Source organism: Pseudomonas sp. GW821-FHT01E10 (assembly GCF_059422365.1).
The window spans coordinates 374,624-386,597 of record NZ_JBWKWT010000003.1 but is presented as its reverse complement, the minus strand read 5'-3'; the positions used below and the strand labels follow the sequence as shown (position 1 = coordinate 386,597).

At 60.0% G+C, this 11,974-nt stretch carries 8 protein-coding genes; 4 read left to right on the top strand and 4 right to left on the bottom strand.

The window, feature by feature from the left end:
* Positions 1 to 27: 27 nt before the first annotated feature.
* A complete protein-coding gene (locus tag AC07V0_RS08310) occupies positions 28 to 369 on the bottom strand; it encodes a hypothetical protein (protein ID WP_018926883.1) in 342 nt (113 codons plus the stop codon).
* Positions 370 to 598: 229 nt separating this feature from the next.
* On the opposite strand from AC07V0_RS08310, the gene rapA reads away from it, so the two are divergent.
* Complete coding sequence (rapA, locus tag AC07V0_RS08305) at positions 599 to 3,445, top strand: RNA polymerase-associated protein RapA (protein WP_018926884.1); 2,847 nt, start codon at positions 599 to 601, stop codon at positions 3,443 to 3,445.
* A 112-nt stretch (positions 3,446 to 3,557) separates the two neighbouring features.
* On the opposite strand, the gene AC07V0_RS08300 is transcribed toward rapA, so the two are convergent.
* On the bottom strand, positions 3,558 to 4,925 hold the full coding sequence (locus AC07V0_RS08300) for a spinster family MFS transporter (protein WP_256580779.1): 1,368 nt from the start codon (positions 4,923 to 4,925) through the stop codon (positions 3,558 to 3,560).
* Positions 4,926 to 5,187: 262 nt separating this feature from the next.
* Here AC07V0_RS08300 and AC07V0_RS08295 point away from each other — a divergent pair, with 262 nt between their 5' ends.
* Positions 5,188 to 5,553 (top strand): YkgJ family cysteine cluster protein, encoded by a 366-nt coding sequence (locus AC07V0_RS08295; protein ID WP_018926887.1) that lies wholly within the window; start codon positions 5,188 to 5,190, stop codon positions 5,551 to 5,553.
* 148 nt (positions 5,554 to 5,701) lie between these two features.
* A complete protein-coding gene (locus tag AC07V0_RS08290) occupies positions 5,702 to 7,978 on the top strand; it encodes a putative bifunctional diguanylate cyclase/phosphodiesterase (protein WP_086944795.1) in 2,277 nt (758 codons plus the stop codon).
* On the opposite strand, the gene AC07V0_RS08285 is transcribed toward AC07V0_RS08290, so the two are convergent.
* The gene (locus AC07V0_RS08285; RefSeq protein ID WP_168206183.1) at positions 7,869 to 8,765 is read right to left on the bottom strand and encodes an NAD(P)-dependent oxidoreductase; all 897 of its coding nucleotides are present in this window, start codon (positions 8,763 to 8,765) and stop codon (positions 7,869 to 7,871) included. The two genes, AC07V0_RS08290 and AC07V0_RS08285, sit on opposite strands and share 110 nt — an antisense overlap.
* A gap of 197 nt (positions 8,766 to 8,962) precedes the next feature.
* Here AC07V0_RS08285 and AC07V0_RS08280 point away from each other — a divergent pair, with 197 nt between their 5' ends.
* On the top strand, positions 8,963 to 11,161 hold the full coding sequence (locus AC07V0_RS08280; RefSeq protein ID WP_018926890.1) for a hypothetical protein: 2,199 nt from the start codon (positions 8,963 to 8,965) through the stop codon (positions 11,159 to 11,161).
* 314 nt (positions 11,162 to 11,475) lie between these two features.
* Here AC07V0_RS08280 and AC07V0_RS08275 read toward each other — a convergent pair whose 3' ends face one another.
* Positions 11,476 to 11,781 carry a DUF2288 domain-containing protein gene (locus AC07V0_RS08275; protein ID WP_026286481.1) on the bottom strand — a complete coding sequence of 102 codons (306 nt, stop codon included), beginning with the start codon at positions 11,779 to 11,781 and terminating at the stop codon, positions 11,476 to 11,478.
* Positions 11,782 to 11,974 lie beyond the last annotated feature (193 nt).

Here is an 11,974-nt window from a genome sequence, read left to right as displayed (position 1 = left end):
CGCGGGCGCTGACCAGTCTCCGACACTTCAGATCTCGATATCGACCCACAACCCCTGACGTGGCTGACTCTCCATCAACGGCACCACCGGCACGGTATTGTCGGCATTGAGCTCATTACCGGGGATCGCCAAATGCTCTTCAGGATCCTCATCGGCCTCGCGACGGCGCCGCTCCCGTTCCTGTTGCCGACGCTGCTCCTCGCGCAGCTGCAGGCCCGCCTCTTCCGGGTCGCGGTTTTGCAGGTCGATGGTGCTTTCATTGGAGCTTTCCTGCACCGACACCACGGGGGGAATATCCGGGCGCTGGCGGATCGGATCCTGCTGTGAAGTGATCGGCACGGCGCTCAAGGGGAGCATCGGTGGCAGCATATTTTTGGTCTCCTGTCAGCAGGCTGTCGGCTGCGGGGATGGCGACTTGAGCCATCGGTCGAAAACTTGTGACCCAACGCACAGACAGGAGCTGCCGAAGGCTGCGATCTTTTCAGGACTTGAAGATCAAAAGATCGCAACCTTCGGTAGCTCCTATTGAGTAATCCTTTGGCCCTGAAGGCTCATTCCGTTAAGATAGCCCGCTTTTTCAAGGTGGGAGTCAGGCAGCATGGCGCAGCAGTATCAACCGGGGCAACGCTGGATCAGTGACAGCGAAGCCGAGCTGGGTTTAGGCACCGTTCTGGCACAGGACGGCCGCTTGTTGACCGTGCTCTACCCGGCCACTGGCGACACTCGCCAGTATGCGCTACGGAATGCGCCCCTCACCCGCGTGCGGTTTTCGCCGGGTGACTCGATTACTCACTTCGAGGGCTGGAAACTGACCGTACAGGAAGTCGACGACATTGACGGCCTGCTGGTCTACCACGGCCTCAATGGGCAGAACGAAGTGGTCACCCTGCCGGAAACCCAACTGTCGAACTTCATTCAGTTCCGACTGGCGAGCGACCGTCTGTTCGCCGGCCAGATCGACCCGCTGGCCTGGTTCTCCCTGCGTTATCACACCCTGGAACACACCAGCCGCCAGTTGCAATCGTCGCTCTGGGGCCTGGGCGGTGTGCGCGCGCAACCGATCGCGCACCAGTTGCACATCGCCCGTGAAGTCGCCGACCGCATTGCGCCGCGGGTTCTGCTGGCCGATGAAGTGGGCCTGGGCAAGACCATCGAAGCCGGTCTGGTGATCCATCGCCAACTGCTCTCGGGCCGCGCCAACCGCGTGCTGATCCTGGTGCCGGAAAACCTCCAGCACCAGTGGCTGGTGGAGATGCGCCGCCGCTTCAACCTGCAAGTTGCACTGTTCGATGAAGAACGCTTCATCGAAAGCGATGCCACCAACCCGTTCGAAGACACCCAGCTTGCCCTGGTGGCGCTCGAATGGCTGGTGGAAGACGAGAAAGCCCAGGACGCGCTGTTCGCCGCCGGCTGGGATTTGATGGTGGTCGACGAAGCGCACCACCTGGTGTGGCACGAAGACCAGGTCAGCCCTGAGTACTCCCTGGTGGAGCAGCTTGCTGAAACGATCCCGGGCGTATTGCTGCTGACCGCAACCCCGGAACAACTGGGCCAAGACAGCCACTTTGCCCGTCTGCGCCTGCTCGACCCGAATCGTTTCCATGACCTGCATGCCTTCCGCGCCGAGAGCGAAAACTATCGCCCGGTGGCCGAAGCCGTTCAGGAGTTGCTGGACAAAGGGCGCCTGTCGCCTGAAGCGCACAAGACCATTCACGGCTTCCTCGGTAACGAAGGCGAAGCCCTGCTGAGCGCAGTCAACGATGGCGATACCGAAGCCTGCGCCCGTCTGGTCCGCGAACTGCTGGACCGCCATGGCACTGGCCGCGTGCTGTTCCGTAATACCCGCGCCGCCGTGCAGGGTTTCCCGGAGCGCAAACTGCACCCCTACCCGCTGCCGTGCCCGGCCGAATACCTCGAACTGCCGTTGGGCGATCACATCGAGCTGTACCCGGAAGTCAGCTTCCAGTCCCAGCCGGACGCCAACGAAGAAGAACGCTGGTGGAAATTCGACCCGCGCGTCGAATGGCTGATCGACACCCTGAAAATGCTCAAGCGCACCAAAGTGCTGGTGATCTGTGCCCACGCCGAAACCGCCATGGACCTGGAAGACGCCCTGCGCGTGCGTTCCGGCATTCCGGCCACGGTGTTCCACGAAGGCATGAACATCCTTGAGCGTGACCGCGCCGCCGCCTACTTCGCGGACGAAGAATTCGGCGCCCAGGTGCTGATCTGCTCGGAAATCGGCAGTGAAGGCCGTAACTTCCAGTTCTCGCACCATCTGGTGCTGTTCGACCTGCCGTCGCACCCGGACCTGCTGGAGCAACGCATCGGTCGTCTCGACCGGATCGGCCAGAAGCACGTCATCGAACTGCACGTGCCATACCTGGAAACCAGCCCGCAAGAGCGGCTGTTCCAGTGGTACCACGAAGCGCTGAACGCATTCCTCAACACCTGCCCGACCGGCAACGCCTTGCAGCATCAGTTCGGCCCGCGCCTGCTGCCGCTGCTGGAAGAGACCGACGATGGCGAGTGGAAAGCACTGATCGACGAGGCCCGCGCCGAGCGTGAGCGTCTGGAAGACGAACTGCACACCGGTCGCGACCGCTTGCTGGAACTCAACTCCGGCGGCGCGGGTGAAGGCGATGCGCTGGTCGAAGCGATTCTCGAACAGGACGATCAGTTCGCCCTGCCGATCTACATGGAAACCCTGTTCGACGCCTTCGGCATCGACAGCGAAGACCATTCGGAAAACGCGCTGATCCTCAAGCCCAGCGAAAAAATGCTCGACGCCAGCTTCCCGCTGGGCGACGACGAAGGCGTGACCATCACCTACGACCGCAACCAGGCGCTGTCTCGTGAAGACATGCAGTTCATCACCTGGGAACACCCGATGGTTCAGGGCGGCATGGACCTGGTCCTGTCCGGCTCGATGGGCAATACCGCCGTGGCGCTGATCAAGAACAAGGCGCTGAAACCGGGCACCGTGTTGCTGGAACTGCTCTATGTCAGCGAAGTGGTTGCCCCGCGTTCGCTGCAGCTGGGCCGTTACCTGCCGCCGGCCGCCCTGCGCTGCCTGCTCGACGCCAATGGCAATGACCTGTCGGCCCGGGTGTCGTTCGAAACCCTGAACGATCAACTGGAAAGCGTGCCCCGCGCCAGCGCCAACAAGTTCATCCAGGCCCAGCGCGACCAGCTGACGCCACGGATCAACGCCGGCGAAGAGAAGATCACCCCGCGTCATGCCGAGCGCGTGGCCGAGGCACAACGTCGCCTGGCGGCCGATACCGACGAAGAACTGGCGCGCCTGACCGCCTTGCAAGCGGTCAACCCGACCGTGCGCGACAGCGAACTGGTTGCCCTGCGCAAGCAGCGCGAGCAAGGCCTGGCCATGCTCGACAAAGCGGCATTGCGACTGGAAGCGATTCGGGTGTTGGTGGCGGGCTAAACCGCCCTGCTCCATCGCCAAAGATGAAAAGGCCCGCAGCGATGCGGGCCTTTTTGTTTGCCTTGTCCCGCCCGCCGATCATTCCCACGCAGAGCGTGGGAACGATCAATCCTCAGGCCGTGACCGCAGCACCCTTTGGCTCAACCACCGCCACCAACCCTTCTTTCATCCGCTTGGCATCCCGCACAAAACACCGCGATGCCAAAAACAGAAACACCATGGTGAAAAACAGCGCCACCGGGATCAGGTACATCGCGTCATGCAGGCCGACAGCCTTGAATGCCTCGGTCATCTGCTCGGCACCCGCCGAGAGCATCGCGGTATGGGCGAAGTGATCGGACAGACCGCCCACCACCACCGGCCCCAAACCACCGCCCAACAGATACAACCCGGCAAAGAACAACGCCATCGCCGTCGCCCGCAGGCGTGGTTCGACCACGTCCTGAATCGCCGTGTACACGCAGGTGTAGAAGTTGTAGGCGAATAACCACCCCAGGCTGAATACCGCGACAAATACCCCGATCTCGATCCGCCCGGCATGCAGCGCCCAAGCCGTGCACAACGTCGAAATGATCAGGCTGAACGCGGCGAACAGCAGTCGCCCGTTGGCCACCCGCTGGTGAATCTTGTCGGCAATCCATCCGCCTAATGTCAGGCCGAACAACCCGGTCACTCCGACGATCACCCCGGTCGCCACCGCCGCGTCCTGTAACGGCATCAGAAAATAACGCTGCAGCATCGGCACCAGAAACGAGTTGCAGGCATAGGTGGCGAAGTTGAAACAAAGCCCCGCCATCACCAGCCACAGAAAAGTCGGCACCGCCAGCACTCGACGGATCGGCCGGTCCACACGCTCCTGTGAAACCTGCACGCTTTCCGCCGCGCCACGTTTCGGCTCTTTGATGAAGAACATGAAGACCGCCAGGATCAACCCCGGCACCGCCGCGATAAAGAACGGCGCACGCCAGCTGTCGAACGCCTTCACCATCGCACCAATGGTGAAGAACGCCAGCAGCAGGCCCAGCGGCAAGCCGAGCATGAAAATGCCCATGGCCCGCGCCCGACGATGCGCCGGGAACAAGTCGCCGATCAGCGAGTTGGCAGCCGGCGCGTAACTGGCTTCACCGATGCCGATGCCCATCCGCACGATCAGGAAACTCCAGAAACTGCCCACCAACCCGTTGACCGCGGTCAGCCCGCTCCATGCCGCCAGGCCCCAGCCCATCAGTTTGCTGCGCGAGCCAGTATCGGCCAATCGCCCCAGAGGCAGGCCGGCAATAGCGTAGACGATGGTGAATGCAGTCCCGATGATCCCCAGCTGAAAGTCGCTGAGGTGCCATTCCATGCGGATCGGCTCGATGATGATCGCCGGAATGGTGCGATCGAAGAAGTTGAACAGGTTGGCCAGGAACAACAGGAACAGAATGCGCCAGGCATTCGCCGCTTGGGTCGAGTTCTGCATGGGTCCGTCTCTTTTTATTGTTGTTGGGGCCGTCACTGTCCCCGGAACCTCCAATCTAGTCAGGCCCGTCAGGGCTGTCTGTCATTATTCGCAAGGCTGATATCAGCCCATGGCGCCACACATAACCTGTGGGATCAGTGCTGTCAGGAAGCCAGGTTTTTCACCATCAGTCGCAGGCTGGAAAAATACCTCTGCGCCCCCCTTCCCAACGGCATGGCGAAGCCTAGAATAGCGGCCTTGTCTGCCCACCCCGTTCCCATTCCTCCTTTGATCATTGCCCATGTCCGAAGCCAGTCCGTGTCTGAATTGCGGTGCCTGCTGTTCTCATTTCCGCGTGTCTTTTTTCTGGGGTGAATGCACCTCGGCCGGGGGCACGGTGCCTGACGAACTGGTCACGTCCATCAGCCCCAGCCGGGTGGCCATGCTGGGCACAGACTGCAAACCTGTTCGCTGTGTCGGTCTGGTGGGTGAAGTGGGCAGCACCGTGCAGTGCTCGATTTACGATCAGCGCTCCAGCACTTGTCGGGAGTTCGACGCCTCTTGGGCCAATGGCGAGGCGAACGTGGATTGCGATGCGGCACGGGCCGCGTTCGGGCTGCCCGCCCTGCAACCTGAATTCGAAACGCCTTTTGAGCAGATCGCCTAAGGCTTGGCAGCGACCGCAATCAAGCCATTCGAAAAATATTTGACATCATTGCGCTATCATCCCTTGCGCTCCGTGTAAGCCCTCTATACTGCCAGCATTCGCCAGCGCGCATGACGCAGGCCAAGATGACTCACAGACGGGACATGCTATGGAGTGGCTTGGTTTGCATTTCATGACCGGGCTGCCGGACAGCGGGCAGGTCATACTCAATTGCACCCATAACCCGTTTCTGGTGTTGCTGGCCTATCTGGTCGCCTGCACGGCCGGTTTCGCCACGCTGGACATGACCGAGCGGGTGGGTCATGTGGAAAAGTCCGCCTCTCAACGACTCTGGCGCTGGGTCGGCGCCGGGTGTCTGGCGGGCGGTATCTGGTCCATGCACTTCATCAGCATGCTGGCGTTCCAGGTGCCGATCGAAATCCATTACCACCTGCCCACTACCCTGATCTCGCTGTTGTTCGCCCTGACCGCCTCGTGGCTGGCCATGTACACCCTGAGCCATCCCCAACTGAATTTCTGGCAATACCTGCGGGCCGCGGTGTGGATCGGCCTGGGCATCGCAACCATGCACTATGTGGGCATGGCCGCACTGCGATCGAATGCGCTGGTCTATTACCAACCCGCCCTGTTCGTGCTCTCCGTCGTGATCGCCATCGGTGCCAGCCTGGCTGCCCTGTTGATTTCCAGTCACTTGCGCGATGACACCGGTGCGTATCATCTACTGCTCAAATACACCGCCAGCCTGGTGCTCGGGGCCGGCATTGTCAGCATGCATTTCACCGGCATGGCATCGCTCAACCTGGTGCTGCCCGACGACAGCCTTCAACCGCTGCCCGGCGACAACAATCACCTGCAACTGGGGCTGACAGTGGCAGTGATGGCGCTGTTGATCATCGGCAGCAGCATCAGTGCCGCACTGGCGGACAAGAAGCTGCAACACAAGGAGTCCGACCTGCAGCGGGTCAACGCCCTGCTCGGTCAACTGGATCAGGCACGCATGTCGCTGCAACAGGTGGCGCATTACGACCCCTTGACCAACCTGCTCAACCGCCGGGGCTTCAACCAGCTCTTCGCCGAAAAACTCATCGAAAAAACCAACGAGGGCGGCATGCTCGCGGTGATATTCCTCGACATCGACCACTTCAAGCGGATTAACGACAGCCTTGGCCATGATGCCGGCGACGAACTGCTCAAAGTCCTCGCCAGCCACATCAAGGCCTCAGTGCGCAGCCACGAAGACGTGGTGGCGCGTTTCGGAGGCGACGAATTCTGCCTCCTCATCAACCTGTACGACCGTGAAGAAGCGCGGCATATGGCCCAGCGCATCATGCTGAAAATGAAGGACCCCATCGAGTTGTCCGGACGGCGCATGGTCATGACCACCAGCATCGGCATCAGCCTGTTTCCGGAAGACGGCAAGACCTGCGAAGAACTGCTGAAGAACGCCGACCTGGCGCTCTATCAGTCCAAGGGCAGCGGTCGTAACGGGTTGCACTTTTTCAGTTCCAACCTGAAAGCCCGCGCCACCCTGGAGTTGCAACTTGAAGAAGAACTGCGTCACGCCCTGCGCGAAGACTCCGGGTTGATGCTGTATTACCAGCCGATCTATGACCTGAGAATCGGCCGAGTCACCAAACTGGAAGCGCTGGTCCGCTGGCAACACCCGGTTCACGGACTGCTGACGCCGGACCGGTTCATCGCCATCGCCGAGGCCAACGGCCTGATCGCCGAACTGGACAATTGGGTATTGCGCAAAGCCTGCGCAGACCTGGGCGAACTGTCCCGCCACGATTGCGAAGACCTCAAGATCGCAGTGAATTGCTCGCCCCTGAACCTGGCGCGAGAAGAACTGGCCGATGAAATCGAACACGCCCTGCGCATCTACGGGGTGACGCCCCAGCGACTGGAGCTGGAGGTGACCGAGAATGCGCTGATGGGCAATATTTCCAATACCCTGGTGTTGCTGCGGCAGATTCGCGCCCTTGGCGTTTCGTTGTCGATCGACGACTTCGGCACCGGCTATTCATCCCTGGCCTACCTCAGGCGCCTGCCATTAAACACGCTGAAGATCGACCGCTCGTTCATTCAGGACATCCCCAAGGCGACCCAGGACATGGAAATCGTCCAGGCCATTATCGTCATGGCCCACACCCTGCATTTGCAGGTCGTCACCGAAGGCGTCGAGACCCTCGAGCAATACGACTTTCTCCAACGCCACGGCTGCGATTTCGTCCAGGGCTACCTGCTTAGCCATCCGGTGCCGCTGGCTGAGTTGCGGCCGGTACTGGCCGAAATCAACCAGCACACGCATGCCGTCAATCCGTTGAGTCTGGCTCACGGTACAACTGCACTAACGTCGAAGGATCCTTTTCCAGGAACCCCTGCCCCCCATGGAGGCGCATCAGTTGTGCGGCCAATCCGCTGATCGGCGTGGCCGAACCCTGTTCGCGGGAAAACTTCACGGCGGTATCGAGATCCTTCAGCAACGTACGTACGTGCCATTTCACGGGCTCGAAACGGCTTTCGGCCATTTGCGGCGCGAGAATCTGCAACGGTTTTGAATCGGCGAAACCACCGGCCAGCGCCTCGGCAATGAGGCTGGCATCGACCCCGGAGCGCTCGGCCAGGCTCACCACTTCAGCAATGACCAAGGCATTGCAGGCGACGATCATCTGATTGCAGGCCTTGGTCACCTGCCCCGCGCCGACCGCGCCCATGTGGGTCACGCGCTGGCCAAGGGTCAGCAACACCGGCCGCACGCGCGCCAGGTCTGCCGCCTCGCCACCAACCATGATCGCCAGGCTGCCGGCCTCGGCGCCGACCACCCCGCCGGACACTGGCGCATCGAGCCAACCCATCCCGGTTTTATTGGCCAGTGCTGTGGCCATTTCCCGCGTTGCGGTGGGCTCCAGGCTGGAAAAATCCACCAGCAACTGGCCGCTTTTCGCCCCCTCGGCAACGCCAGCCGCGCCAAACACCACCTCACGAACCACCGCGGTATCGGCCAGGCACAACATCACCACGTCGGCGTGCTGACACAGCTCGGCCGGTGTCGCCACTTGCCGCGCACCAGCCTCGACCAGCGCTGCACACTTGGCCGGGTTGCGGTTCCACACCGTCAGCGGGTAACCGGCCGCCAACAGGCGTCGGCACATCGGCAAACCCATCAGGCCGATTCCGGCGAACCCCAGCGCAGGCAACGTTGCCATCATTTAGCCTCCCCTTGATTAAAGATCATCGAATATTGGCCGATTCATCATGGTTAAGGAAAGGATTCCCCCGAGCGATGTTCAGGCCAAGGCCCTGACGCTTGGGCCACATTCGCGCTAAAAAAAGACGCGAGATCCCATTCCGTGATGACTCGATGACACTTGTCGACGAGCCGACCAGTCCAGGTATATGGCGCACAATGACTTCTAAAAACAATCCGGCCACCGCGGTATCCGACCTGACCCTGAGCCCCGCGGCGAACAGCCCCTCATCGTCGAAGCCATTGCCCCCGTCGCGTCCGCTGTCGACTCAGCAATACCTGTACTTCACCGAAACCAATACCGACCGCATCCTCGACAACCTCGACGGCCTGCGCGACCTGGTGTTCCCGCGCCCGCCCCATCTGGAAGGCGACAACGAACAGCACAACGACCAGGAATTCCCCTCGGTGTGCCTGATCGGCCTGGGCCGCTGCGGTTCGAACATCGCGCTGGACGTGGCGGAGCTGGTGTACAACGCCCGCAAGTTCTACCTCAACGAATTCAACAACGAAGACCGTCCGTCGCCGGATAAACGCTACGCCGAAAAGGGCTACAGCCCGGCGCAGTGGATTCGCAACAACCTGCGCCTGGGGCCGAACAAGGCCACCAAACCGGTATTCCTGGTGGAACCGCTGGTGATGCTCGGCGACCTGGACAAGGACATCGCCGGTCGCATCCGTTTCTCGCGCAAGGGCGAAAAAAGCGGCTTTTTGCGCGACTACAGCAAAATGAAAATCATGGACTTGTCGGAAGTCCACGCCGGTGGCGCCGGTAACGCGCCGATCCTCGGCCAGTACCTGGCCAAGATCATCCTGAACAAGGACACCCAGCGCTTCTCCAGCCCCGACTGGAAGATGATTCACTCGTACCTGATCGACAGCTGCGGGATCAAGGCCAACCAGTCGCGCCTGTACTTCTCGATCTTCAGTGCCGGTGGCGGTACCGGTTCGGGCATGGCCTCGGAATTCGGCCTGGCCCAGCAGCACTCGTACATGAACAAGACGTTCGACACCAAGCCGATGGACGAACACGACGGCAAGAGCGGCCATTCCTTCGTCTTCGAGCCGATCTTCACCAGCGGCATCTGCGTACTGCCGAACATTTCCGATCACCGCAGTGAAATGTCCGAAGCGCTGCACATCAACGCCGGTCGCCTGCTGTGCAAATACCTGTCGGAAGAGTGGGACTTCTCCTACAACTTCGCCAACGAAGACAGCAGCGAAGCCAGCGTCATGGGCCGTATCCGTCCATGGAACGCGATGATGCTGATCTCCAACGACATCATGCGTTATGCCGAAGAAAGCGATGACGGCAACATCCAGAATATCGACGTCAACGCGATGGAAAAGCACGCCAACCAGTACATCTCACAGCAGATCTTCAACATTCTGACGGCGCAGGCGGTCACCACCGACTACGACCAGAACTATTTCCGTCGCGCAGGCATCGACATCGGCGAAACCATTCGCCTGGACGCCAACGACCTGTTCATGAGCCTGGCCGGCCCGGTGGCAATTGCCTACGCCGAGTCCGTGGTGCCGGAAACCCCGCCGCCGAGCAGCGACAAATTCAAGGTGTTCGACAAAGAGCCGCAGCGCTTGAACATCGACGATCTGTTCTTCCGTTCCATCGACCTGCCGCACTTCAACAAAGTCACTCAGGCGATTGAAGGCATCAGCCTGTTGCCAATCGAGTCCAAGCGCTACCGCGCCTCGCTCGAGCAGTACAAGAATTCGGGCTATGACGCAGCCGCCTTGCACGACCTGCACTTCTTCAAGAACTGCTCGTCGGTGGTGTCGATCGTGTCCCTGCCTAAAGACTACAAACTGTCCTACATGGACCTGAACCGGTTGAAGACTCACCTCAACAGTCTGTTCCCCAACACCACGCTCAAGCGTTATGCATTGGTAATCGGCGCCTCGGCCAACCTGTCGCTGACCACCCTGATCGCCAAGAGCCCATGCCTGTCGGACGACTTCCTGACGCTGATCGTGGCGTTCATCAAGCGTTGCTTCGCAAAAAATCCGTATCGCTTCGACGAAACGCTGGATAACTCGATCCTGGACTTCATCATCCATGAAGACTTCGACGAAGACCGGATCGACGACCTGCTCAACGAATTCGAAAACCCGGCGAAGATCCTCGACACCAACTGGTACGCGATCAAACCGATGTACGAGAAGAAGTACCGCGAGCTGATCAACGACAAGGACAAGTTCGTCTCGATCAATGACATTCGTTTGTCGCGCGATTGCGTGAAGAAGGCGATCAAGTACCTGCGCGAGATCTACCGTCACCGGATTGGCAAGACCAAGGTTATTTCGCTGAATAACCATACGGGCAAGACGGCTTATTGAGGTCGAGCCTTTAACGATCGCAGCCTTGTGATGATCGTTTCCACGCTCCGCGTGGGAACGCCTCAATGGACGCTCCGCGTCCGCTTTTGGGGCGCAGAGCGTCCCGGGCTGCATTCCCACGCAGAGCGTGGGAACGATCACAACACCCAGAAACAATTGAGCAGCCCATCGGCTGCTCAATAAACTGTTCCCGTTACGTTTACGTCACCGTTATACCGGCCTTTCTGTGGCCTTTCTCCACGGCAACGTGCCATCACGCTACTCGGCTACACACTTTTGCCCGACAAAACAAAGCACCAAATCGGTGCAAGCATTCAAGCCTTCGCCCTTTCCTGGATCATAATCCACGGCGAAACAACCACGGCCCACAGCTCCGGATCACGCTCGAAAAGATCCAGCGCCCGCGTTTCAGACAGCTTGGCGACCTTGTCGGCGGCCAGCCAGGCAGCGACTTTCTCGCCTTCATCGGTCGCCACCGCCTCCGCCGCAGCAATCAAATCCAGGCCTGGGTCGACCCACAATAGGGCACCCTTGGCGAAGAACGGCTCCAACTCTTTCCAGGTAATAGATGCGGTTTCACCAAGCAGCTTGGCATAGAGGGTGCTAGGTTCTTGAGTCATGGGTTCCTGTCCGCAAAAGAAATCGATGTGAATGATAACGTCGGTGTTGCGCCAGAAAAACCCGGATGCAATTGCGTTACCGATTGAAAAAACCGGGAAAGCCAGGGAATGCTGCTGCTTCAAGTATTAGCCAGCTAACATCCTGCCGCGATTCTGTCTTTTTCTTTCAACAAAGCGACACCCTCAGGTTTTG

Bases quoted from the DNA above. Each gene is read 5' to 3' on its own strand.
- rapA (WP_018926884.1), top strand. From the start codon at position 599: ATGGCGCAGCAGTATCAACCGGGGCAACGCTGGATCAGTGACAGCGAA.
- AC07V0_RS08310 (WP_018926883.1), bottom strand. From the start codon at position 369: ATGCTGCCACCGATGCTCCCCTTGAGCGCCGTGCCGATCACTTCACAG.
- AC07V0_RS08280 (WP_018926890.1), top strand. From the start codon at position 8,963: ATGACTTCTAAAAACAATCCGGCCACCGCGGTATCCGACCTGACCCTG.
- AC07V0_RS08275 (WP_026286481.1), bottom strand. From the start codon at position 11,781: ATGACTCAAGAACCTAGCACCCTCTATGCCAAGCTGCTTGGTGAAACC.
- AC07V0_RS08295 (WP_018926887.1), top strand. From the start codon at position 5,188: ATGTCCGAAGCCAGTCCGTGTCTGAATTGCGGTGCCTGCTGTTCTCAT.
- AC07V0_RS08290 (WP_086944795.1), top strand. From the start codon at position 5,702: ATGGAGTGGCTTGGTTTGCATTTCATGACCGGGCTGCCGGACAGCGGG.
- AC07V0_RS08285 (WP_168206183.1), bottom strand. From the start codon at position 8,765: ATGATGGCAACGTTGCCTGCGCTGGGGTTCGCCGGAATCGGCCTGATG.